The sequence below is a fragment of the Pseudoalteromonas apostichopi genome (genome assembly GCF_030297135.1).
Taxonomy (GTDB): Bacteria; Pseudomonadota; Gammaproteobacteria; order Enterobacterales; family Alteromonadaceae; genus Pseudoalteromonas; species Pseudoalteromonas apostichopi.
In genome coordinates this window covers 3,033,878-3,057,295 of sequence record NZ_AP028065.1, presented here as the reverse complement: position 1 = coordinate 3,057,295, position 23,418 = coordinate 3,033,878, and the positions used below count along the sequence as shown (strand labels likewise).

The following is a 23,418-nucleotide window of genomic DNA, read 5'->3' as shown; positions in this document are numbered from 1 at the left end:
AATTGGGTTCACTTTGTATGAAATTGCATGACGACATTCACAACTACTATGAAAAACTGGTTGTCGAAGACATCACAAAACGTAACTTAGAAACGACCTACAGTGATGATGTTATGGCAGATTTATGCTGCACTGTATTAAATCAACTCCCTGCCCGCTACATACGCTATGATGTTGATATGGAATTTTATTTACCGCAAACAGAGCGTATAAAAATGGAGCAGCAAGTACAAACGGCAATCGATGTGGCAATCAGTCAAGTTGCTAAGAAAAAGGAACTACAATCATGAGTAGTGAGTTAGAGCATGCGCCTGACTATATAAAGATTGCTGTTGACCTAATTATGCTCTTAGAGCAAAACGACGTACCTGCTGAAGATGTATTAGCCGCACTAGAAATCGTAAAATCTGACTTCGAAAAGAAACTCTCAAAATCAACTAATTAATAGTCCGAAAATGGCGAGTATTAGGGCATAAATTTGTTATGCTCAGGTTTTATAATTAAAGAATGTAACACCATGTCATTGCCAAGTTTTTTGCGCTTATTCATCCTTGCTGCTATTTGGGGCGCTTCCTTCTTATTTATGCGTATGGCAGCTAATAGCTTAGGCCCTGCGGTATTAATAGAGCTAAGAGTTGGCTTTGCAGCAATAACACTCTTTATTTTTGCTTTATACTTACGAAAGACACTCGCTTTCACGACACATAAAAAACACTTTTTTATTATTGGCGCACTTAATTCCGCTATCCCCTTTTTACTGTTTGCCTATGCAGCACAAACAATCAATGCATCAACCTTATCAATACTAAACTCAACAACCCCAATTTGGGGCGTGATTGTTGGTATTATTTGGAGTAAAACTAAACCCACTAAAAGTATGCTGCTTGGCTTACTATTAGGTTTAACGGGCGTAGCAATTTTAGTGGGTCAAAATAGCCTCACTATCGATACCCAAGCAGTTACAGCAATCTTTGCAGCACTTTGTGCTTCACTAAGTTATGCCATAGCATCCCATTACACTAAACATGCACCAAAGTTGTCTGCTTTTGATAATGCTCATGGCAGTATGTGGGCAGCAAGTATTATGGTACTACCGCTTATTTTTGTTATTCCTGCCAGAGAAATGCCAAGTAATGAAGTGATGCTTGGAGTGGTCGCTCTCGGTGTGCTTTGTACAGCTGTGGCGTATATACTGTTTTTCCGCTTGATTGATGACATTGGCCCAACTTCTGCGTTGACTGTTACCTTTTTAATCCCACTCTTTGGTATTGTATGGGGTAATTTAATTTTAGATGAACAAATAGGGCCAAATACCTTAGGCGGCGCACTTTGTGTTATCGCTGGCACCATGCTGGTCACAGGCTTTATCCGTATAAAACCATTTTTAAAACGAAACACCTTGTAACAGAATGCAAATTGCATTTTTAAATACAATCTATACTCTATTAGGTACTAAATATGGAAGGAGAATAGTATGTCAGGTACTACCATGGTGGTGTTAATCGTGCTGATATCAGTCGGCTCTGGGGTAATTTATGATATGTATAAAAAACACCTTGAGTTTAAATCACGGACTTTAAAAAATTCAAAAGAAGCAAACGAACATGTTGCCGAAGTGACAAAAGAACTACAAGAGTTAAGAGAACGTGTACAAACGCTCGAAGCCATTGTCACTGACTCTAGCTACAGCGTAAAACAAGAAATTAATAAACTTTAATTACAATAATAAAGCTGAGTACTCATCAAGCACTGGCTGATAATAAGCCGCGTCTTGATTTAACATGCGTTGGTAATGAGCACATAACTGCTTTAAATAGGCTTGGTGCTCTTTACTTGTTAGTTGCCACATTTGCTGCCCAACTCGAGTAACCTGTTTCGATGATGACGCACTCATAGCTATGATTTCATAAAAGCGTTTATTTTCACAAATCAACTGTTCTGATACGAGCCCTAATGAGAGTGTTTGCAAATAGCGGCGAACTTGATAACTGTGATGTACAGGGCAAACAATAAAGTCAATATGAATACCTGGGTGATGACCCACAATCTTCGCTAAAAATTGCACCAATAGCTCACCACCAACACCCGCAATAATAACAAGATGACGTTTATTTGGATCAGGGGAAATCATCGCAACATCCTGACAATGAACTTGCCAGCGACCGCATTGCTCGTTAGTGGCAAAGCGCACCAGTTTGTCATTTAGTGCTTGCATCAACTCAGGCACAATATCAACAAAATGTATAAGCTGTGCTTTATTTTGCTGTAAAAGCTCAATTCCTAACAAACCGTGGTCGCAGCAGCAATCCCAGATTTCGTCATAGCCTGAATCAACCACATCAACGATGGCTGATAGTCGTTTACTCAATGCCATTAATTTGCTGTTTTATAGACTAAGGCTTTTAAACTTCGATCACTGTCTACTTCAACAAAGCCATCTGTCGGTTTTAAACGCTCAACAAAAAAAATAGCCCCTTGCGTATGCTCAGCAATTAGCTCTTTAAACGCCTGCTCTGAAAGCTCAGGGCTATTAGCACAAAGCAATAATTGGGTGTTTTCATTTAACAGTTCAGGTAAACGACGCAGGATTTTTTGATAATCCTTAGTCAATATAAAGCTTCCTTTTTGAAAGCTCGGTGGATCAACAATGATCAATTCATAAGGTGCTGATTTTTTTAACTTGCCGAATGACTTTAAAATATCGTGTGGGAAATAACTAACTCCTTGAGCAAAACCATTTAACTGATGGTTTTGTTTACCCGTTCTAAGCACGCCTTTATTCATATCCATATTAATAACTTGGTCAGCACCACCCTGCATTGCAGCAACAGAAAAGCCACAAGTATAAGAAAACAAGTTTAGCACTTTTGCGTTTTTACTATTAGCTTGGACAAACTCTCGACCACGGCGCATATCAGGGAATATACCGGTATTTTGGCGACTAAGTAAATCTACTTTAAACTTAATACCATTTTCACTAACAAGATGCTCTTGTGGTAATTCACCAAACAGAAGAGAATTTCGGGTATTAATCCCACAGCGTTGTTGGTAAACCAATGCAGTCACAAGCTCTGGTGGGTTTACTTGCGCCCATTGCCACACTGTATTAGTTAATTGCTCAAGCACTTGTTCATCTATTTCTTCATATGAAACTAAAAAAAGTGCTGGCGGATAAAAGTCTAAGTTAATGTGACTAAGCTCAGCCACGGAGTGGCCACGGCCATGAAATACACGGCATAATTCATTTGTAGCGAGAGGAGCCTCTGCTAAAGCATTTAAAATGGCAGAAAAATCGTTTGTCATAATCTTTAGTTAATTAACTGTTGTTGTAATTCGTGAATTTCATCACGCACAGATGCCGCTTTTTCAAATTCAAGATCGCTAGCATAGGCATGCATTTTCGCTTCAAGCTCTTTAATTTGGCTGGCAATTTCTTTTGCACTGAGTACTTGTTTAGACTCTTTACGCACCAATTTAAGGTTGTCTTTAGGGCTTGCTTCTTCGCCCACATCCATAATATCGGTGATGCTTTTAACCAAAGCTTGCGGCTCAATACCATGCTCAAGATTATAAGCTTGTTGTTTTTCACGGCGGCGATCTGTTTCATCAATGGCTTGTCTCATTGATTTAGTAATGCGGTCACCATAAAGAATCGCTTTACCATTTAAGTGACGTGCAGCACGACCTATGGTTTGGATCAGTGAACGAGTAGAGCGTAAGAAACCTTCTTTATCGGCATCAAGTATCGCTACTAAGGATACCTCTGGCATGTCGAGACCTTCTCGTAATAAGTTAATGCCCACTAACACATCAAACACACCTGCACGTAAATCGCGGATAATTTCAACCCGTTCGACGGTATCGATATCTGAGTGCAAATAACGAACTTTTACGTCATGGTCATTTAGGTAGTCGGTTAAATCTTCAGCCATACGCTTGGTTAAAGTAGTTACCAATACCCGTTCGTTGACCTCAACTCGTTTGTATATTTCAGAGAGTAAGTCATCTACTTGTGAGCCCACTGGGCGCACTTCAATTTCTGGGTCAATAAGCCCGGTTGGACGAATGACCTGTTCTGCAACCTCCCCTGACGAGCGTTCAAGCTCAAAGTCACCTGGGGTGGCTGACACATAAATAGTTTGCGGCGCGATTGCTTCAAATTCTTCAAAGCGTAATGGGCGGTTATCTAACGCCGATGGCAAGCGAAAGCCATACTCAACAAGATTTTCTTTACGGCTTCTATCACCTTTATACATAGCACCGATTTGCGATACCGTAACATGCGATTCATCGATAATCATTAATGCGTCATCAGGCAAATAGTCAAGCAATGTTGGCGGCGGATCGCCTGGCGTTCTGCCAGATAAGTAACGCGAGTAGTTTTCGATTCCTGAGCAATAACCAAGCTCGGTCATCATTTCGATATCGTACTGAGTGCGCTGAGCAATACGTTGCTCTTCTACAAGTTTATTGGCACTAAGTAGCTGAGAACGACGGTCTTTAAGCTCATCTTTTATTTTATCAATAGCATCGAGAATTTTTTCACGCGGCGTAACATAGTGCGTTTTTGGGTAAATAGTAGCGCGTACAATGTGCTTTTCAACAGCCCCAGTAAGTGGGTCAAAAATACTTAAACGCTCTATTTCATCGTCAAACATCTCCACACGAACGGCATAAGTATCAGATTCTGCAGGAAATATATCAACCACTTCCCCACGAACACGATATGTACCACGGCTAAATTCAATATCGTTTCGAGTATATTGCAATTCAGCAAGACGACGCAGCATGTCGCGTTGATCGACAGTTTCTCCAACTTTAAGCAGTAGCATCATTTTCATATATGAGTCTGGATCGCCCAAACCATAAATAGCAGACACCGAAGCCACAATGATCGTATCACGACGCTCAAGTAGCGCTTTAGTAGCGCTTAAACGCATTTGCTCAATATGCTCATTGATAGAGGCGTCTTTTTCAATGAATGTATCACTAGCAACAACATAGGCTTCTGGCTGGTAATAATCATAATAAGAAACAAAATACTCAACCGCGTTATGAGGGAAAAACTCTTTCATTTCCCCATAAAGCTGAGCTGCGAGTGTTTTGTTGTGTGCCATGATAATGGTTGGCCGATTCAAATCATTAATGATATTGGCCATAGTGAAGGTTTTACCCGTTCCTGTAGCCCCTAATAATGTTTGATGTGCAAGCCCAGCCTCAAGACCGTCTTTTAACTGTGCAATCGCCGTTGGTTGGTCACCATTTGGCTGAAATTTAGAAACTAGCTGAAAATGGTCGCTCATGAATGACACTCCTTCACATAAGACTCACTTAACCCATCAACTTCTTTGATAAACCATCTATAGGCAACCACCGCAGTAAATAGGTTACCTATAGCCGCGCCAATAAATAACCCTTTTAACCCAGCAAACTCACTGCCGATATAAGCAAAAGGCACGTAAAAAACAAACAGACGTACTACACTTAAAATAAGCGCATTCATCGGTTTATGTAATGCGTTAAATGAAGAGTTCGATAGAATAATTACCCCTTGTAGGCCATAACTTAGCGGTAGGATATAAATGAACAGCTTAATAACATCCATTACCGCCTGCTCTTTACCAAATACATTAGCTATCAAGCCAGAAGTTAATAGCAGTAAAATATAAATAGCAAACTGCCAAATCATCACGAATTTTAAGGTTTTAGTGTAGGCTTCTTTTACACGTTCAAACTTACCGGCACCAAAGTTTTGACTAACAAATGGCGGTAAAGTCATCGATAAAGCAAGCACAACAAGACTTGCGATAGACTCAATTCGACTTCCAACACCAAACGCTGCTACAGCTTCAGGACCATGCTTAGCCACTAATGCCGTAATTACCGCCATTGCTATTGGTGTAAGCATATTTGCCCCCGCCGCTGGTAAACCAATTTTAAGAATTTTTTGAATTGAGCTAAATGGTGTTTGCAAACCAGCATGCAAACTCAATAAGCCATTTTTAATTGCTAGAATATATAAAATGATAACCACTGCAACCGACCACGCAATAACGCTGGCAATTGCTGCGCCTTGTATACCTAATGCGGGAAAAGGCCCAAAGCCAAAAATAAGCATAGGGTCTAAAATAGCATTAATCAGCCCCGCTCCACCCATAACAATGCTCGGAGTTTTGGTATCACCACTTGCTCTAAGTACTGAGTTGCCAACCATAGGTGTAATTAAAAACACGCTGCCAAGGAACCATACACTCATATACTCATGAATAAGCGGTAATACTAATTCACCAGCACCAAGTAACTTAAAAATAGGATCTATCAGAAGATAGCCCATCACAGAAAGACTAAACACCATCACAACCGATACCAACAATGACATACTGGCATCAAAGCGAGCTTCATCTAACTTATCACTACCGAGGGCTTTAGCGATAACCGCTGAAGTGCCTATACCTAAACCAATTGCAAGGCTAATAACAGTAAAAGTAACAGGAAAGGTAAAACTGACAGCGGCGAGAGGTTCAGTGCCTAGTAAACTAATAAAGAAGGTGTCAACAAGGTTAAACATCATTAGGGTGATCATTCCAAAGATCATCGGAATGGTCATTTTTTTTAAGGTTGGCAGAATGGGTGAGTTTAAAAGATCAGGTTTAGTTTTGCTCTGCGGTTTCACGCTCATGGGGATACTTTGCCTCTTTTTCTGAACCTGTTAGTTTAAAGCATCCTTCTCTTGCAAGCTATGCTTTATTAGCAGAATCAAAATTGATACACAAAACTATCACTTTTGACACTTTGACATAAAAATAACCACTAACCCTCATAAAATACAATATAAAAACAACTTTAATAGCTTTGTTACAATTAAAAGGCAGTTTTCGCTGTTTTTTTACACAACAAATCGCGCTATTTCATCGTCACGAATAAATTTACTTATCAATTCAGCATGGCTTCAGATAAAAATACTAAGCAATTGATTTATAATAAAATAAAAAAACTTAATTAAATGCTTGAAATTGCTGTAGCGCCCTAAAATCCTAGTACTATAGCTGTTCTTAAAGTTTAATAAACAGAGTTATCCACAGAAACCGTGGATAACTCTCTAGAAGCCGCAAATATAAAGGCTTCTAAGGTGGATGTTCATCTCTGTATAGGAAAAGTAACAAAGCCTATTGTTTTAACCTTTTTATAAGTTTCTAGAAAAGAACGCGTAAAAATTGTTCTACCCTATTATAAAGTTAAGTATGACAATTAAAGTTCTATAAAATTTCATATGCTAAGCATATGAAATACAGCACTAAAAATGAGTTTACTTCTATTGAATTCAGATCATTTTTGAGTTTCTCTGCAAAGAATAGAAAAATCTTTACTAGTCCTACACAGTAAATACAAAGAAAAAATTACGCTCGGAGAACTTCAAACAAAAAGAATTAGATCTGATTTTCATAGTTAGAATAAAACATTGGATAAATGATGATTTACTCAACTTGGTAAAGAATATCTAAGCAAAGAAACTTTTTTATACTTTTAAAATGATGCTTCTGTTTAAAAAGCATGCAAAAAATAAAAGCTTTCGACATAGGTCCCCTACTACAAGCTAAAAAATGCAGTGGTTTTCAGCTACATTTTGCGCAGATCGAACATAAAAACATCGAATAAGCTTCTTTTTTGAATTTATGAAGTTTTTATGTTGACACTTTGCAATGCTGTCATTAATATTTCGCCCCGTTGAAAGGCATGACGCTTCCCCCTTAGCTCAGTTGGTTAGAGCGACGGACTGTTAATCCGCAGGTCCCCCGTTCGAGTCGGGGAGGGGGAGCCAAGTTTTTCAATCATAAACGATTCCCCCTTAGCTCAGTTGGTTAGAGCGACGGACTGTTAATCCGCAGGTCCCCCGTTCGAGTCGGGGAGGGGGAGCCAAGTTTATGAATATGATTGTTCCCCCTTAGCTCAGTTGGTTAGAGCGACGGACTGTTAATCCGCAGGTCCCCCGTTCGAGTCGGGGAGGGGGAGCCAAATCATAGCACCCTACTACTCTATTTAGTTCCCCCTTAGCTCAGTTGGTTAGAGCGACGGACTGTTAATCCGCAGGTCCCCCGTTCGAGTCGGGGAGGGGGAGCCAACTCACAGAAAATAATCAGGTTTATCTACTACTATTCTTCGATTGTATTAGACTTTAAAGCGCTTATAATCTACCCTACATTAAAGTTATTTCTAAAGTTTTTTCTATTTTTTACGATAGAATGTAATGACTGTAATTAAAGCGATCAATCAAGGAATTGATTCCTTCCGTTAGGCTTTTATAAGATAAGAACATGGCTGGCTTTAAAAAACTTATATTTATACAACTCATATCTTGGCTGCTTTTTGCTTTATTAGGTGGTTATTTTATTGCCCTTAGTTTCGACAGTGCTGTCAGTGATGCTCAGCAAAAAGCACAAAATGTCGTTAGTGCTTATATAAACACTCAGACATTAGATGAACTAGCACCAGAAAAAATTAAACACGCGCTTGCCGATGGCAGTACTTTTTCTAAGTTTGTGATCCGTGATCAAGCGGGCCAAGTAGTTAGCTCAGTTGAATCAAGTCAACCCCTACCCATATTTGCTGAAATTGTAAATGCTACGTTTAACTCAATTCGCCCTCAATTTGCCGTTAACCAAGCATCTGATATAAAGGTTGAATTCACAATTAATGCGCATAATCTCGCAAGCTTATTACAACAGGCTCTATTTGTTGTTATTTTAATTTCAGGCTTGATTGCCCTACTTCCTATTATCTATATGAAGAGCATGTTCCGCCGCCTTAATCGTAAAATTAGCACTACAGTTGCAGATATAGTTGATATTTATATTAATCAAAACCAAATTGATGATGACCTAGAACAATCAATTGATACAACTAGCCTAAAAAAGTTAAGCAAAGATTTAATCCCTTCATTCAACCGCCTTTCTCACTTTTTACAAACTAAACACGACGATATTCAAAACAATGCGCTGAACATCAAAAAAGAAGCTTATAAAGATGTAGTGACTAACCTTGGCAACCGTAATATGTTTGTTGAGTACTACGAAAAGAATATCGAAAACGCAGAAAAAAGTACTTTTGGTTCACTTGCGATGGTTCGCTGTAGCGAGCTGCAAGCCATCAACCAAACTCGTGGTTACCAAAAAGGTGATGATTATGTTAAAGGCGTGGCCGATATAATTAAACATATCAGTGGTACTTATACTGGTAGCCAAGTGTTTCGTTTGAACAGCTCAGACTTTGCAGTTGTGTTGCCCCATACCCCACTAAAAGAAGCGGAACGTTTTGGTGATAACTTACAGTCTCGATTTACACAGTATCAACAAAATCAAGAGTTAAGCTCAGTCGCGAACACAGGTATTGTCGGATACGAAAAAGGTAAACCTTTAGGAGAGTTATTATCTATTGTTGATAATGCGATGAGTATGGCGCAATCAAAGCAAGCTAACGCATGGCATGTTCAACGCGAGACTGACCTTGTAAATAATGCTAGCGCTGGTTTTGGTAACCAAAACTGGCGTAAAGTGATTAACGAAGTGATCGAAACCAAACGTGTTCACTTGGTCATGCAAAACATTATGCCAATTGGTAAAAGTGTGAAGGCCTATGCAGAGATTCAGGTTCGTTTCAAAACCGCAGAAAATCAAATGCTACCAACTGCCTCTTTTCTTGCTATGACCGAAAAGCTAGAAATGGCTATGGAAATTGACCGCTTAATCATTGACACCAGCTTAGAAAAAATTAAAACCCGTAATTTTTCTGAGAAATTCTTTGGAATCAATGTTACCGCATCAAGCGCCCATAATGATCAATTTGTGATCTGGCTTGAGCGCCGCCTACTAAAAGACAGTAATATCGCCTCTAAGCTTATATTTGAAGTGAGCGAGTTTGGCTTGCAACAAAATATTAAAGCAAGTAAGCGCTTTATCGATATGGTGCATCGTGTCGGTGCGCGTATCACTGTAGAGCGTTTTGGTGTTGGTTTAACGTCATTTAAATTCTTTAGAGATTTAAAACCTGATTTCATCAAAATGGATGCAAGTTATACCCGCGGCCTTGAAGAAGATAAAAATAATCAATATTTTATGCGCTTAATGGTTGATCTTGCCCACCGTATTGGAGTGAGTGTATTTGCTGAAGGTGTAGAGAGCCAAGAAGAAAAGCATATCATTGAAACTCTGTGTCTTGATGGTGTGCAAGGCTATTACATCGAAAAACCAAAAGACATTTAACCCCCCTATTAAAGGCCCAAAAAACCTTACTGTTTTTGGGCCTATTCTATCTATTAACTTAGCTTTAACACTTTAATCGTAAACAGCTTTGTTAATTTTATCTATTCGTCCCTCATGTGTTGTGTCAGCCCCCAGAAAAAAGGATAATAGGGTCGTTTTTATTCTCGTGAGGCACGCATGACAGAGTATGTCTTGTTATTGATTGGCACCGTGCTAGTCAACAACTTCGTTTTAGTTCAATTCTTAGGTTTATGCCCATTTATGGGCGTGTCGGGTAAGTTAGATACCGCGATTGGTATGTCCTTAGCCACAACCTTTGTACTTACACTTGCCTCCGTGACTAGTTATCTAGTAAATCATTATATTTTGATCCCGCTGGATATCGAGTTTTTGCGTACCATGAGCTTTATTTTGGTTATCGCTGTTGTCGTGCAATTTACTGAAATGGTGGTTAGAAAAACCAGCCCGACACTTTATCGCTTATTAGGGATTTTCTTACCGCTTATCACCACTAACTGTGCTGTATTAGGCGTTGCCCTACTTAATATCAAAGAAGACCACTCATTCTTGCAATCCGCTGTTTACGGCTTTGGTGCCGCAGTGGGCTTTTCTATGGTGTTAATACTCTTTGCTGCATTACGTGAACGCTTAGCTGCGGCTGATGTCCCTGCTCCTTTCAAAGGTGCTTCTATTGCGATGATCACTGCAGGCCTTATGTCGATGGCCTTTATGGGTTTTACAGGATTAGTGAAGTTTTAATATGACCTTGTTTTATGCTTTGATAGCGTTAGGTTCATTAGCGCTAATATTTGGTTTAATTTTAGGTTTCGCTGCCGTGCGTTTTCGCGTAGAGAGCAACCCTATAGTTGACCAAATTGATACCATTTTACCGCAAACACAATGTGGCCAATGTGGTTACCCTGGCTGTCGCCCATATGCTGAAGCGATTGCCAACGGCGATGAAATAAATAAATGCCCACCAGGCGGCGAAGCAACAGTAAAAAAATTAGCTGATTTAATGGGTGTTGAAGCAAAACCACTTGCAGGCGGTGAGCAAGCTGATCCGATTAAAACAGTCGCCTATATTCGTGAAGATGAATGTATTGGCTGTACCAAATGTATTCAAGCCTGTCCTGTTGATGCCATTGTCGGTGCAACGCGTCAAATGCATACCGTGTTAATTGATGAATGTACCGGTTGTGACTTATGTGTAGAACCCTGCCCTGTAGACTGTATTGATATGTTGCCCGTAAAAGAAACTAAACAAACCTGGAAATGGCAATTAAACGCAATCCCTGTGACTCAGGTAGATTAGGAGCACAGATGGAAAAGCTAATAGATCAAATTAAACAAGGTAAAGTGTGGCCATTTCCTGGAGGTATTCACCCACCGGGTCAAAAGCAGCAATCAACTAAGCAAGCAATCGCAAGACTACCACTACCTGACAAACTTGTTGTATCACTAAAACAACATATTGGCGCTAACGGCAAACTCATTGTTGAAAAAGGCCAACAGGTACTTAAAGGCCAAGCATTAACGAAACCAAGCGGGAATTGGTCAGTGCCAGTACACGCACCAACATCTGGGCTGATCAGCGATATTTGCCCAATGCCATCTGCTCACCCATCAGCGCTGCCAGAACTTAGCGTTATCATTGAACCTGATGGTGAAGATAAATGGTGCGAGCTTCGGTCTGTGCCTGATACCAAAGCACTTTCGCATGATGAGCTTGTGGATATTATTCATCAAAGCGGTATTTCAGGTATGGGCGGCGCTGGCTTCCCTACTTATGTCAAAGCAGATATACGTAAAGACATTGAGTTTTTAATTGTCAATGCCGTCGAATGTGAGCCATATATCACCGCTGATGACATGCTAATGCGCGAACATGCTGATGGTATTATCGCGGGCATTGAATTAATGCAGCAGCTGTTAAACCCGCAGCTCACAATTATTGGTATTGAAGATAATAAGCCAGAAGCCATTGCTGCTATGAAAAAAGCAGCTGAACATAACGACAGCATAATAGTACAAACAGTGCCAACGGTTTACCCTTCTGGCGGTGAAAAACAACTGATTAAATTGCTAACTGGCAAAGAAGTCCCGAGTGGCAGTATTCCAGCTGATATTGGTATGTTAGTGCAAAATGTCGGTACCTTGTTTGCAGTAAATCAAGCTGTGCATGAGGGTAAACCTCTGATTGAGCGTGTGGTGACTGTAACTGGTAACACCATTCATAAACAGGGTAACGTGTGGGCTTTACTGGGCACTGAAATTAAACATTTATTAGATTGCCAAGGTTTTTCACCAGTACCACAACAACGTGTTGTAATGGGCGGCCCGATGATGGGCTTTACCCTACCAACAGTGCGAATTGGTGTCGTTAAAACGACAAACTGTATTTTAGCGCCAGATCACCAAGAACTTGCTGAGCCGGGTGAGGAAAAAGCCTGTATTCGTTGTAGTGCCTGTGCTGACGCCTGCCCTGCTTCATTGTTACCGCAGCAATTACAATGGTTCGCTAAGTCTAAAGAATACGCCAAACTCAACGAGCACAACCTATTCGATTGTATTGAATGCGGTGCATGTGCATATGTATGCCCAAGTGAAATTCCACTCGTTCAGTACTATCGTGTTGCTAAAGCAGAAATAAAAGAACAGCAAGCAGAACAAATTAAAGCTGAGCGTGCAAAGGAGCGTTTTGAAGCACGTAAAGAGCGTTTAGAGCGCGAACAAGAAGAACGTCAAAACCGCCACAAACGTAAGCCAGCTGCTAAGTCAGATAGCGAAAAACAAAAAGTGGCCGATGCACTAGCACGAGTTAAAACTAAATCTGATGACAAAGAGAGTAAATCAGCTGCCGCTGCTGCTATCGCGCGTGCTAAAGCGAAAAAGCAAGGTGCAGAGATTGAGCCTGATAACTCTGAAGTAGCTAAAGAGCGTGCTGCGCGTAAAGAACAAGCACGTAAATATAAAGAGCAAAAAGCACTAGAGCAAGGTGAAGAAAGCGCCGATAAAGACGATAAAAAGTCTGCGGTTGCTGCCGCTATTGCCCGCGCTAAAGCGAAAAAGGCCGCGCAAGCTAAAGAAGATAACGCAGAAGTAGACTCAGCACCAAAAGATGACAAAAAAGCCGCTGTTGCAGCTGCTATCGCTCGTGCAAAGGCGAAGAAAGCCGCTCAAGCTGCTGAAAACCAAACTGAAGCTGAAGAAGATAGCGCACCAGTTGATGACAAAAAGGCTACCGTTGCTGCAGCCATAGCTCGCGCTAAAGCGAAGAAAGCCGCTCAAGCTGCTGAAAACCAAACTGAAGCTGAAGAAGATAGCGCACCAGTTGATGACAAAAAAGCTGCCGTTGCTGCAGCCATAGCTCGCGCTAAAGCGAAAAAAGCCGCGCAATCTGCTAAAAACCAAACTGAAGCTGAAGAAGATGGCGCACCAGTTGATGATAAGAAAGCCGCTGTTGCTGCAGCCATAGCTCGCGCTAAAGCGAAAAAAGCCGCTAAAGAGCAAGCGCAGAGTGACGGTTCATCAGAGCAAACGAATGATTCAAGTGATGAGGCAGATGCCAAGCCGCAGTCTGATGCTACTGAATCTAGAGAAGACAAGAAAAAAGCCGCCGTTGCTGCAGCTATCGCTCGCGCCAAAGCGAAAAAAGCCGCTAAAGAGCAAGCGCAGAGTGACGATTATTCAGAGCAAATAAATGATTCAAGTGATGAGGCAGATGCCAAACCGCAATCTGATGAACCTGAATCTAGCGAAGACAAGAAAAAAGCCGCCGTTGCTGCAGCTATCGCTCGCGCTAAAGCGAAAAAAGCCGCTAAAGAGCAAGCGCAGAGTGACGATTATTCAGAGCAAATAAATGATTCAAGTGATGAGGCAGATGCCAAACCGCAATCTGATGAACCTGAGTCTAGCGAAGATAAGAAAAAAGCAGCAGTTTCCCGTGCAATTGCAAAAGCTAAAGCTAAAGCTAAAAAGTTACAACAAGAAGGAAACGATAAGTCATGAAACTAACCATGGCGAGTTCGCCGCATAATCATAGCCATAAATCATTAAGTCGATTAATGATGACGGTGATTGCTGCGTGTATTCCTGGCTTAATTGCCCAAGTGTACTTTTTTGGCACAGCCGTTTTAATTCAGCTTATTCTCGCACTTATAACAGTAAGCGCCTGTGAAGCCGCTGTATTGCTGCTTCGTAAGCGCAAAGTTTGGCCAACACTCAGTGATGGCAGTGCTTGGTTAACGGGCGTATTACTGGCGTTGAGTATTCCACCTTTAGCGCCTTGGTGGATTATCGTAATTGGCTGTATGTTTGCAATTGTTATTGTAAAACAGCTTTATGGCGGCCTTGGCTTTAATTTATTTAACCCTGCTATGGCAGCTTATGTATTACTACTTGTATCGTTTCCAGTGCAAATGACCAGTTGGTTACCTGTGAGTGATTTACTTGCATCTCCGATTAGCTTCTCACAACAGCTGTCTGTTATTTTCAATGGCTTTACAAGCGCTGGATTTAGTGTCGATCAATTACGTGTAGCAATTGATGGCACAACTATGGCAACACCGCTTGATACCGTTAAAACAGATGTCGCCCATCACCTAACGGTGGCTGAAAGCATGAGTAAACCAATTTTTAACGACTGGTTTGGTCTTGGCTGGGGCTGGGTTAACCTCGGCTTTTTAATCGGTGGTCTTTATTTATTAAAAGCTAAAATCATTAATTGGCATATCCCTGTTAGCTTTTTAACCTCGATAGCCGTGTGCAGTGGTATAGGTTATATCGCCGCCCCTGGCACAGAACCAGGTGTGGTATTTCACTTATTCAGTGGTGCGACTATGTTAGGGGCATTTTTCATTGCCACGGATCCTGTTTCTGCATCAACAACTAATAAAGGGCGTTTAATTTACGGCGCGTTAATTGGTTTGCTTGTTTACTTAATTCGTACTTTTGGTGGTTACCCTGATGCAGTGGCATTTAGTGTATTGCTGCTAAATATGGCGGTGCCTTTAATTGATTACTACACGCAACCACGAACTTACGGCCATGGGGTGAAATAATGATCCTTTCCTCAATGACTAAAAATGGTGCTATTCTTACTGCGTTTGCGCTCATTACCACAGGCACTGTAGCCCTTACTCATAACTTGACTGCTGAGCGTATTGAAGAGCAAGAAAAGCAACAACTTGCAGAACAACTGCAACAAGTACTTGATGCTCATCATTACGACAATCAGCTCTATAAAGATTGTGTTGTGATCACCGATGAGCGCTTAGGTCCACGCCCAGAGCAAGTTATTTACCGCGCCTACAAAGACAATAAGCCTTATGCTTTAGTGATGCGCCATGTAACACCAAGTGGTTATAGCGGCGATATCAACTTATTAACAGCAGTTTTTGCCAATGGCGAAATAGCCGGTGTCCGTGTCACTAAACACGAAGAAACGCCGGGTCTTGGCGATAAAGTCGAGATCAAGAAGTCTGACTGGATCACCCTTTTCAAAGGCCAAAATGTACTGGGTGAAGATGACAACCGCTGGGCTGTTAAAAAAGATGGCGGCCAGTTTGATCAATTCACCGGTGCTACGATCACACCCCGTGCTGTTGTCGGCTCAGTTAAACAAGCGGTACTTTTTGCCCAAGCTGAATTTGATAATCTGTTTGCTGCACCAAACATCTGTCAAGGAGCCAAGTAATGAGCCAAGTTAGAACCTTGTTTAAAGATGGTATGTGGGCCAATAACCCTGCCCTTGTTCAGTTATTAGGCTTGTGCCCGCTACTTGCCGTTACATCAACGATTACCAATGCGTTAGGCCTTGGATTAGCGACTTTATTGGTACTGGTTGGCTCTAACGTAACCGTATCGATAGTACGTAACTGGGTGCCTAAAGATATTCGTATCCCTGTTTTTGTGATGATCATCGCAGGCTTTGTAACCATTGTGCAACTGATGATGAATGCCTATACATTTGGGCTTTACCAATCACTGGGGATTTTTATTCCGCTTATTGTTACTAACTGTGCCATTATCGGTCGCGCAGAAGCATTCGCCTCTAAAAATACCGTGCCACTTTCAGCCTTTGACGGACTGATGATGGGTCTTGGTTTTATGCTAGTTTTAGTGGTATTAGGGGCGATGCGAGAGCTTATTGGCCAAGGTACGCTATTTGATGGCGCCGATTTACTATTAGGACCATGGGCTGCAGCACTTCGAATTGAAGTATTCAGTTTTGATAACCAATTTTTATTAGCTATCTTACCTCCGGGTGCCTTTTTGGGACTTGGTTTATTGATTGCTGCAAAAAATGTCATTGATACACAAATAAAATCTAAGCAAGTTGTTACTCCAGAAGCAGAAAAAGGCCCGAGAGTCCGAGTAACGAGTTTAACTTAAAGGAGAGCGCGCACCGTCACTGCGTGCTTTACGCCACCATGAATAAAGAAAAACGCTACGAGATCTTATCTCGTCTTCGTGAACAAAATCCGCACCCAGAAACAGAGCTTGAATATTCAAGCCCGTTTGAATTATTAGTTGCTGTTACCTTATCAGCACAAGCAACAGATGTGGGGGTTAATAAAGCCACACGTAAGCTTTTCCCTGTTGCTAACACGCCTCAAGCGATTCTTGATTTGGGCCTTGAAGGCCTTCGTGATTACATTAAGACCATTGGTTTATTTAATTCTAAAGCTAATAATGTCTATAAAATGTGTGAGATTCTGGTCAATAAACATAACTCAGAAGTACCAGAGAATCGTGAAGCACTCGAAGCATTACCGGGTGTTGGCAGAAAGACCGCGAATGTTGTTTTAAACTGTGCCTTTGGCTGGCCGACCATTGCTGTAGACACGCATATTTTCCGCGTTTCTAACCGCACTAAGTTTGCCATGGGTAAAGATGTAGTTGCTGTAGAACAAAAATTAGAAAAAGTAGTACCTAAAGAATTTAAAGTCGATGTGCACCACTGGCTCATTTTACATGGTCGCTACGTTTGTACCGCCCGCAAACCAAAATGTGGCAGCTGTATTATTGAAGACTTGTGTGAGTTTAAAGAGAAGACTGATTAGCCTTCTCTTTTTATAGTGCGCTAATTTATTTAAAAAATAATTAATCTATAGCTTCAATTGGCCGATTGATTTTGTCATGGAAGTAACTGAGATAGCTTTCGTTCGGTTGAACTAAAATAAACTCACCTAAATTTGTTTTTATAATATAACCGTGTCCTAAATTTATGACCTCTGAAACGCCCTCTATTTGATTAATACCATTTGAAAAGAAATCTGCATCTAACTCTCTTTCGCTATCATGGTCATAATAAGTCATGAGCTTATCTTCTTTATCCGTAATTAGCATAAAATTGTCTACTAGGTTTACATCTTTAACAGAAGATAATGTCTGTGGGTTGTTTTGTGTAATAAGTAAAGCCGAACCATCGTCTTTAACAACTACGCCATTGGAATGATCTGAAGGAACACTATATGCTATGTTATCAAAAGAAAACTCTGGGAACTGTTCAGGTAAGTATTCGCTCCAATAGCTATCTAAATAATGAATATTACCTTCAACATCCAACAGAACATACATCCAACTAATTTTAAGTAAGTCTTTTACCTTAATCTCAGTGTTTAGACTCGAAACACGGTAGGTTAAACCAGAACCTCTGATTGAAAAGCTACCATCTTTTTTTATCGCAAGAATAGCTTTTGAATCTAAAGGACTGATTATTCGGGCTACATTTTGTAAATCTCCAAACCCTGTAGCATATTCTCCACTTTCTTGAGTAGAAAAAAACGGCTCATTACTGCACGTCCAAACTTCTACATTATCTTGTTCATCAAATATTGCTACAGCATCGTATCCTCCACCACCAGCATAGCTAACAGCTTGTATCTTACTAACACCCGTTTTTTCTACTCGCTTATAACTATGTTGGTGCGAGCCTTCTTTATCCCACCAAAATCCGTCGATAACAAGAAGTCCAGAGTTGTACAGCACTGCTGAAGTATTTGCAGAGCTGCTACAGTCATAAAGTGAATGCAGAACTTGTTTTACATCGTTAAGCTCTGTTTGGGATAATTGGGCTTTACTGTATTCAAAATTACCTGAATCATCGAGAGTGTTATCCCAAGTAATAACTTTTCCATCACCTGTTAAAACGTGCTCACCGTAGAAATCTAACCAGTAACTTTTCACGTTGTTTATTTTTTCTTTTATATCTTCAAAGCTACTTTCTTTTTCATGAGAATAAAACTCTCTGCCGTCACCATATTTAAAAAATTTCCCTTTAGTATCTTGAGCTAAAACAGTCCCCCATACATGTTTTCCATAATAAGCATTAACAAAGTCACTCTTGCCATCTTCCGGCTGTATTCCATTGGTACTATCAAAAATTAGCTCGCCGTTAGACATCAAAATATATTTATCTGATAGGTCTATATTTCCACTGATTGGAGTCGGCTTGATAAAGTCAAATGAAGCCGTTTCACTAACAATTTTATCAATACTAATCACCTTTGCTTTTATAGTGATTGGTTTATCAAAGTTATTTAATTCTGGTGTAAACGACGCGCCGGTTGCAACTAACTGGTCGCCTATAAACCATTGCATTGATATTGTTTCCGACAAACAATTATCACAGGTAAAATCCGCAAGGGTTGTCGTGTTTGGAGTATGTTTCCCTGTAAGTTCTAGCGATTCGACTTTGGTTTTACGTGAAATAATCTCAGCCTGATAGGAAACTTCATCACTCATCACCTGATCAATACTTGGTACTTGAACCGTGATCACAGCCGTCTTATCCAAATGCTCAAAATCAGGAGTAAATGAACTAGATTGACTCACTACAACATTATCAATTTTCCAGCTATAAATGGCTTCATCCTTCAAACAATCAACACACTCTATTATTGCGCTGGTACTTTGGCCCCTTATCAGTTCAGAGTTTAAGCTGATTTTGTCTATTTTAGTTGTAACTTTAGGTTCATCCGAAGGCGAGCTACCTCCACAAGCTACCAAAAGGAGTGTGGTGATTAATATAATATATTTGGAAAGTTTCATATCTAATAGTCTATTACAGCAAGTAAATAGTGTGCGAATCCGGTTTATATCTTTAAGGCGGTTGAGTGTATATTTTTATTAAAAAGTTGACAATGCTCATACATTTAAACAGGGGATTACGAGCTTAATTATCTACTTTCCTTATACTTCGGCTGGCCGACCATTGCTGTAGACACGCATATTTTCCGCGTTTCTAACCGCACTAAGTTCGCCATGGGTAAAGATGTAGTTGCTGTAGAACAAAAATTAGAAAAAGTAGTACCTAAAGAATTTAAAGTCGATGTGCACCACTGGCTCATTTTACATGGTCGTTATGTATGTACTGCACGTAAACCCAAATGCGGTAGTTGTATTATTGAAGACTTGTGTGAGTTTAAGGATAAAACTGAGTAATCAAAGACTTCATTGTTGTATTACTCAAACTCAGTCAGCACCTTTAGACCACCCATTAAGGGGCGGCTTCGGTAAGTAAGTGATGGGCATACAATCACCCCTGACGTGATAACACCCCTCAATAAGCACAGTACTTCTACATGAAACCTTCTCTTCATAAAAAGTAGATGCAGCTCACTCTCGGTTATTCGAAAAACGCAGCCACAATATTTCTTCAGGCAGTACAGTTTACCTTATTTCGACCTGAGGCTTTAGCTTGGTAAAGCACATTATCTGCTTGAGCTAAAATAGAGTCAAAACTTTGTTTATAATCTGGCTGCTGGGCGACACCTATTGATAAGGTAAAACGAATAGTTTGTTGCTCAAATTTTACTTGGCATTGTTCTACATGTGCTCTCAGACGTTCAGCCATGTCTTTTGCCTCTTCTATTTCAGTTTCAGGTAGCATCATCGCAAACTCTTCGCCGCCTATTCTCCCGATGACATCGGACTTTCTTATAATTTTTCGCACTAAATCTGCAAGTGAACAGAGCACCTTGTCACCAGCAGCGTGACCGAAGGTATCGTTAATAGACTTAAAGTTATCGATATCAAACATCATTACACAATACGAATGACAATAACGTACAGCTTGTGAATGCTGACATTCAGCCATTTGATAAAAAGCTCTGCGATTAGGAAGCTGTGTTAATTCGTCCGTTAAGGCAAGTGTTTCAGCTTTTTTCTTGGCAATTTCGATCTCTGCCGTACGGGCTTTAACCTGCTCTTCAAGACTATGATTATATTTTTTTAATTTGGCTGCCATTTGCTCAATATCAATCACATAGTTCGCTTGGCGAATTGCAATTTCAATGTAAGAAGTAACTTCTTTTATTATTTCAATTTCACTGGCCGACCAGTGTTGAGTTGATGCACTGTCCAAGCAAAATAAACCGACGACATTATTTTTTACATTGATAGGAGCATCCAGTACAGCTCTGGTCTTTCCTTCTATCATAGTGTCTTTTAATGGCGCTATAAGTGAGTTGGTTTCGACATCATCAATCGCCAATATTTTTTGTTTTTTTAGCGCTGCGAGGTATTGCGGAGCAATAGTTAAATCAGCTTCTATGCCTTCGATAGAGGGTGAGTTTTCAGTGGGTATACAGCTATGTACGGATAAAATCCCTTGAGGTGAAATAGTAGAATAGGATACACGATACATAGGGAAATATTGGGCTATATCCTTTAGCGCAATGGTTATTATTTGATTCGGCGCTAATTCAGAGCTGATACATTTTGCTATTTTATTAACGATGTCAGCACGCTGTTTATCGAACCTAGCAGCACGCACTTCTATTTGATACTGTCTAATTTTTATAAAGGTAAACAACAGTGTCAAAACTAAAATTATAAAAATGATGCTCACATTCACTCACCTATTAAGTCACTATCATTATAACGATAAAACAGCGATAGGTTACTAAATAATTAACAAATTGATCACATTACTTTCTATACAGGAATCGAAAGAATCGATTTTTAATCAACCAAACACTGAAGTATCTAAGATTATCAAACAAATAGACTAGACAACTTAATCGTTAACAACGGCCATTGGCCTCTCAAAGCAGCCTATTTTAGCGCAATCATCTAAATCTACTTTCAGTATACTTCGGCGGGCCGACAATTGCTGTTGATACGCATTTTTTCCGCGTTTCTAACCGCACTAAGTTTGCCATGGGTAAAGATGTAGTTGCTGTAGAACAAAAACTAGAAGAAGTGGTACCTAAACTTGTTAATCCTGCATGGCCGCTATGTGTGTACTGCTCGTAAGCCTAAATGCGGCAGTTGTAATATTGAAGATTTGTGTGAGTTTAAAGAAAAGACTGAGTAGTTGAAGTCTACTCGAAAGCAAATAATCTAAAGGTGATGTTCCCCACTTCTTCTTTTTCTATCCCCATGCAAACTCATTTTGCACATTGTGCCAAACAAAGGGTTTGGCACAATCTGCCCAGCCGTTATAGTGGATTTCGGCTCACCTGCTTTTTAATAAACTCTCGCGTATCATTTAACAACGATAATCTTGCTGGTTCGTGAACATACATCATGTGACCGCCGTGATAATAGTGATAGTCAATTTTATCAGCGTATATACCGTGTCTATTTAAAGTGTATTCAGCATCAAAAAATGGGGTAACAATATCGTAATATCCAGAGGCAACCATCACTTTCATCTGTGGATTACTACGAAGAACATAAGATAGATCCGGTGCTGTGTTGACGTATGTTGGCTCCCAACCTTGTCCGTCAGGAGCAGTTCGCCAGCGCCAATTATCAGATAACTCAGGGTCGCCAGGATTTAAGTATTTTCTTTTCCACTGCACGTTTAAGTCTGTGTGCATGTATTTCATCAGTGCCGCTTTATATGCCGGCCCTATAACTTTCGAAGCGTCTTGCTTAGGAGCTGCTGTTAGATCATCTCTTTCATCAAGCTTATAACGTCCATCAAGAAAGCCAACGGCAACGCCCTCATCACGCAATAATTCTTTTGCAAATCTAAAGGCGTTAATGCGTAAATCAGCCTGTTCAATATATTGTTTACTTAGCCCTGTATAACGGTGAAGTCCATCAACAATTAGCGCTCTGTCAGCTTTACTGAGCGCATTACCCTTAAATAGTGCAGGCAGTAATTCATCTACAGCAAATTTTCGGCTAGCATCAATGAATGCTTCAAAATTTCCTGATGTGTCTACTTTTTTATGATACCAAGCGGTTGCAGCAAGTGTGGGTATGTAAGTGACGTAAGAAATGATATTGTCATCAACATAAGGGCTTGAACCTTGATAGTCTAAAGCTTGTGAAACAAAAATAATGCCATTTACATTAATCAGGTGTTTATCCATAAGCACTTTAGAAACCGCTGCTGCTCGAGTTGTACCATAACTCTCTCCCAATAAAAATATTGGTGCATTCCAGCGATTTTCTTTCGTCAGCCACTGGGCAATAAAATCAGCGATAGAAGATGCATCTTCATTCAAGCCCCAAAAGGCTTTGCTTTCAGTGTCACCTAATGCACGTGAGTAACCTGTACCAACAGGGTCCACAAACACCATATCAGTCACATCTAGAATCGTCTCAGGCGCTTCTTTTAATTCGTAAGGAGCCATTCCAGGAGATGTTGCATCGCTTGGTACAACAACTCGTTTGGGGCCATAAGCCCCCATGTGTAACCAATTAGACGATGAGCCAGGGCCACCATTCCAGATAAATGTAACAGGTCTATTTTTGTTGCCGTCTGAGGCTATGTAATCAAACGAAAAAATAGCAGCTGTTGGCTGTTCGTTTTTGTTTAATAAATAAGTTTCACCTGCTACAGCTTTGTATTTCAGCTTTTTGCCATTGAAAGTGCCTTTATGCTGCGTAACAAATTTTGTGGCTTCGGGTATCGACTTTTTACTGTTGTTTGAATCTGAAATTTCATCTGCATTGACCGCGTTTGTACAAAACGCAAACAATGTCGAGATGACTACGGTTTTGAAATTGGCAACATACGCCATGTTTTATTCTCCCTTGGAAGCTTGCCTTTATTTTTAGCTGTATCTGGCTTGAGTGGTTTTATCACTCAGTGCTCAATTAACCTTTTACTTTAGCGATTACTTTTACAGTAAGAACATGTAATTTCAACTATCTGCGATTAACACGCAAAAAAGCATACCCTGTATCGAAACAA

Annotated in this window: 19 protein-coding genes, 4 tRNA genes and 2 pseudogenes; 18 read left to right on the top strand and 7 right to left on the bottom strand. The window is 40.3% G+C overall.

Translation table 11 applies throughout. From position 1 onward, the window contains the following. The first annotated feature begins 17 nt into the window (after positions 1-17). The 4 genes from QUE86_RS13840 to QUE86_RS13825 all read left to right on the top strand — a co-directional run bounded on the left by QUE86_RS13840 (position 18) and on the right by QUE86_RS13825 (position 1,717). Positions 18-290, top strand: coding sequence for a late competence development ComFB family protein (locus QUE86_RS13840; protein WP_130051839.1), 273 nt, complete (start codon positions 18-20; stop codon positions 288-290). Further along, the gene (locus tag QUE86_RS13835) at positions 287-445 is read left to right on the top strand and encodes a DUF2496 domain-containing protein (RefSeq protein ID WP_130051840.1); all 159 of its coding nucleotides are present in this window, start codon (positions 287-289) and stop codon (positions 443-445) included. The genes QUE86_RS13840 and QUE86_RS13835 overlap by 4 nt, the downstream gene beginning before the upstream one ends. A gap of 72 nt (positions 446-517) precedes the next feature. Further along, the gene (locus QUE86_RS13830) at positions 518-1,405 is read left to right on the top strand and encodes a DMT family transporter (RefSeq protein WP_130051841.1); all 888 of its coding nucleotides are present in this window, start codon (positions 518-520) and stop codon (positions 1,403-1,405) included. A 69-nt stretch (positions 1,406-1,474) separates the two neighbouring features. Continuing rightward, positions 1,475-1,717: a hypothetical protein gene (locus tag QUE86_RS13825; protein ID WP_054563649.1), complete on the top strand. Its 243-nt coding sequence runs from the start codon at positions 1,475-1,477 to the stop codon at positions 1,715-1,717. Here QUE86_RS13825 and QUE86_RS13820 read toward each other — a convergent pair whose 3' ends face one another. From QUE86_RS13820 to QUE86_RS13805, 4 genes are read right to left on the bottom strand one after another with little or no spacing between them, the layout of a single operon-like run. Continuing rightward, a complete protein-coding gene (locus QUE86_RS13820; RefSeq protein ID WP_286257878.1) occupies positions 1,718-2,374 on the bottom strand; it encodes a tRNA (adenine(22)-N(1))-methyltransferase in 657 nt (218 codons plus the stop codon). It abuts the gene before it with no gap. Beyond that, positions 2,374-3,303 (bottom strand): class I SAM-dependent methyltransferase, encoded by a 930-nt coding sequence (locus QUE86_RS13815; RefSeq protein WP_286257876.1) that lies wholly within the window; start codon positions 3,301-3,303, stop codon positions 2,374-2,376. Before QUE86_RS13815 ends, QUE86_RS13820 begins: the two co-directional genes overlap by 1 nt. Before the next feature lie 5 nt (positions 3,304-3,308). Continuing rightward, entirely contained in the window at positions 3,309-5,303 is a 1,995-nt protein-coding gene (uvrB, locus tag QUE86_RS13810) for an excinuclease ABC subunit UvrB (RefSeq protein ID WP_130051844.1), read from the bottom strand. Continuing rightward, on the bottom strand, positions 5,300-6,679 hold the full coding sequence (locus QUE86_RS13805; protein ID WP_286257873.1) for an MATE family efflux transporter: 1,380 nt from the start codon (positions 6,677-6,679) through the stop codon (positions 5,300-5,302). Before QUE86_RS13805 ends, uvrB begins: the two co-directional genes overlap by 4 nt. Before the next feature lie 1,063 nt (positions 6,680-7,742). Here QUE86_RS13805 and QUE86_RS13800 point away from each other — a divergent pair. The 12 genes from QUE86_RS13800 (at position 7,743) to nth (ending at position 17,323) form a co-directional block, all read left to right on the top strand. Beyond that, positions 7,743-7,819 (top strand) — tRNA-Asn (locus QUE86_RS13800). Positions 7,820-7,840: 21 nt separating this feature from the next. Further along, positions 7,841-7,917, top strand: a tRNA-Asn gene (locus tag QUE86_RS13795). Positions 7,918-7,936: 19 nt separating this feature from the next. Beyond that, positions 7,937-8,013 (top strand) — tRNA-Asn (locus QUE86_RS13790). Positions 8,014-8,042: 29 nt separating this feature from the next. Next, positions 8,043-8,119: transfer RNA gene (locus QUE86_RS13785), tRNA-Asn, on the top strand. A 193-nt stretch (positions 8,120-8,312) separates the two neighbouring features. Beyond that, the gene (locus QUE86_RS13780; protein WP_286257871.1) at positions 8,313-10,256 is read left to right on the top strand and encodes an EAL domain-containing protein; all 1,944 of its coding nucleotides are present in this window, start codon (positions 8,313-8,315) and stop codon (positions 10,254-10,256) included. Between the two features lie 177 nt (positions 10,257-10,433). Further along, positions 10,434-11,015, top strand: a complete 582-nt coding sequence (gene rsxA, locus QUE86_RS13775) for an electron transport complex subunit RsxA (protein WP_054553689.1) — start codon at positions 10,434-10,436, stop codon at positions 11,013-11,015. Position 11,016: 1 nt separating this feature from the next. Next, positions 11,017-11,571, top strand: coding sequence for an electron transport complex subunit RsxB (gene rsxB, locus QUE86_RS13770; protein ID WP_054553690.1), 555 nt, complete (start codon positions 11,017-11,019; stop codon positions 11,569-11,571). 8 nt (positions 11,572-11,579) lie between these two features. Next, positions 11,580-14,267 (top strand): electron transport complex subunit RsxC, encoded by a 2,688-nt coding sequence (gene rsxC, locus QUE86_RS13765; RefSeq protein ID WP_286257866.1) that lies wholly within the window; start codon positions 11,580-11,582, stop codon positions 14,265-14,267. Beyond that, positions 14,264-15,319 carry an electron transport complex subunit RsxD gene (gene rsxD, locus QUE86_RS13760; RefSeq protein ID WP_286257864.1) on the top strand — a complete coding sequence of 352 codons (1,056 nt, stop codon included), beginning with the start codon at positions 14,264-14,266 and terminating at the stop codon, positions 15,317-15,319. Before rsxC ends, rsxD begins: the two co-directional genes overlap by 4 nt. Further along, positions 15,319-15,954, top strand: coding sequence for an electron transport complex subunit RsxG (rsxG, locus tag QUE86_RS13755; RefSeq protein ID WP_130051849.1), 636 nt, complete (start codon positions 15,319-15,321; stop codon positions 15,952-15,954). The genes rsxD and rsxG overlap by 1 nt, the downstream gene beginning before the upstream one ends. Beyond that, a complete protein-coding gene (locus QUE86_RS13750) occupies positions 15,954-16,652 on the top strand; it encodes an electron transport complex subunit E (protein ID WP_286257861.1) in 699 nt (232 codons plus the stop codon). Before rsxG ends, QUE86_RS13750 begins: the two co-directional genes overlap by 1 nt. Positions 16,653-16,690: 38 nt before the next feature. After that, complete coding sequence (nth, locus tag QUE86_RS13745; RefSeq protein WP_286257860.1) at positions 16,691-17,323, top strand: endonuclease III; 633 nt, start codon at positions 16,691-16,693, stop codon at positions 17,321-17,323. Between the two features lie 40 nt (positions 17,324-17,363). On the opposite strand, the gene QUE86_RS13740 is transcribed toward nth, so the two are convergent. Beyond that, positions 17,364-19,313 (bottom strand): hypothetical protein, encoded by a 1,950-nt coding sequence (locus QUE86_RS13740; protein ID WP_286257858.1) that lies wholly within the window; start codon positions 19,311-19,313, stop codon positions 17,364-17,366. A 141-nt stretch (positions 19,314-19,454) separates the two neighbouring features. Here QUE86_RS13740 and QUE86_RS13735 point away from each other — a divergent pair. Further along, positions 19,455-19,706 (top strand): annotated as a pseudogene (locus QUE86_RS13735) (endonuclease III); the annotation flags it as partial. Between the two features lie 214 nt (positions 19,707-19,920). Here QUE86_RS13735 and QUE86_RS13730 read toward each other — a convergent pair. Beyond that, positions 19,921-21,114, bottom strand: a complete 1,194-nt coding sequence (locus QUE86_RS13730) for a sensor domain-containing diguanylate cyclase (RefSeq protein ID WP_286257856.1) — start codon at positions 21,112-21,114, stop codon at positions 19,921-19,923. A gap of 230 nt (positions 21,115-21,344) precedes the next feature. On the opposite strand from QUE86_RS13730, the pseudogene QUE86_RS13725 reads away from it, so the two are divergent. After that, a pseudogene (locus tag QUE86_RS13725) lies at positions 21,345-21,582 on the top strand (endonuclease III domain-containing protein); the annotation flags it as partial. A gap of 124 nt (positions 21,583-21,706) precedes the next feature. On the opposite strand, the gene QUE86_RS13720 reads toward QUE86_RS13725, so the two are convergent. Next, positions 21,707-23,245 carry a S10 family peptidase gene (locus QUE86_RS13720; protein ID WP_286257855.1) on the bottom strand — a complete coding sequence of 513 codons (1,539 nt, stop codon included), beginning with the start codon at positions 23,243-23,245 and terminating at the stop codon, positions 21,707-21,709. Positions 23,246-23,418 lie beyond the last annotated feature (173 nt).

Coding starts and splice junctions, on each gene's coding strand:
- rsxD (WP_286257864.1), top strand. CDS start 14,264: ATGAAACTAACCATGGCGAGTTCGCCGCATAATCATAGCCATAAATCA.
- uvrB (WP_130051844.1), bottom strand. CDS start 5,303: ATGAGCGACCATTTTCAGCTAGTTTCTAAATTTCAGCCAAATGGTGAC.
- QUE86_RS13805 (WP_286257873.1), bottom strand. CDS start 6,679: ATGAGCGTGAAACCGCAGAGCAAAACTAAACCTGATCTTTTAAACTCA.
- rsxB (WP_054553690.1), top strand. CDS start 11,017: ATGACCTTGTTTTATGCTTTGATAGCGTTAGGTTCATTAGCGCTAATA.
- QUE86_RS13720 (WP_286257855.1), bottom strand. CDS start 23,245: ATGGCGTATGTTGCCAATTTCAAAACCGTAGTCATCTCGACATTGTTT.
- rsxA (WP_054553689.1), top strand. CDS start 10,434: ATGACAGAGTATGTCTTGTTATTGATTGGCACCGTGCTAGTCAACAAC.
- QUE86_RS13780 (WP_286257871.1), top strand. CDS start 8,313: ATGGCTGGCTTTAAAAAACTTATATTTATACAACTCATATCTTGGCTG.
- QUE86_RS13740 (WP_286257858.1), bottom strand. CDS start 19,313: ATGAAACTTTCCAAATATATTATATTAATCACCACACTCCTTTTGGTA.
- QUE86_RS13840 (WP_130051839.1), top strand. CDS start 18: ATGAAATTGCATGACGACATTCACAACTACTATGAAAAACTGGTTGTC.
- nth (WP_286257860.1), top strand. CDS start 16,691: ATGAATAAAGAAAAACGCTACGAGATCTTATCTCGTCTTCGTGAACAA.
- QUE86_RS13820 (WP_286257878.1), bottom strand. CDS start 2,374: ATGGCATTGAGTAAACGACTATCAGCCATCGTTGATGTGGTTGATTCA.
- QUE86_RS13750 (WP_286257861.1), top strand. CDS start 15,954: ATGAGCCAAGTTAGAACCTTGTTTAAAGATGGTATGTGGGCCAATAAC.
- rsxG (WP_130051849.1), top strand. CDS start 15,319: ATGATCCTTTCCTCAATGACTAAAAATGGTGCTATTCTTACTGCGTTT.
- rsxC (WP_286257866.1), top strand. CDS start 11,580: ATGGAAAAGCTAATAGATCAAATTAAACAAGGTAAAGTGTGGCCATTT.
- QUE86_RS13835 (WP_130051840.1), top strand. CDS start 287: ATGAGTAGTGAGTTAGAGCATGCGCCTGACTATATAAAGATTGCTGTT.
- QUE86_RS13830 (WP_130051841.1), top strand. CDS start 518: ATGTCATTGCCAAGTTTTTTGCGCTTATTCATCCTTGCTGCTATTTGG.
- QUE86_RS13815 (WP_286257876.1), bottom strand. CDS start 3,303: ATGACAAACGATTTTTCTGCCATTTTAAATGCTTTAGCAGAGGCTCCT.
- QUE86_RS13825 (WP_054563649.1), top strand. CDS start 1,475: ATGTCAGGTACTACCATGGTGGTGTTAATCGTGCTGATATCAGTCGGC.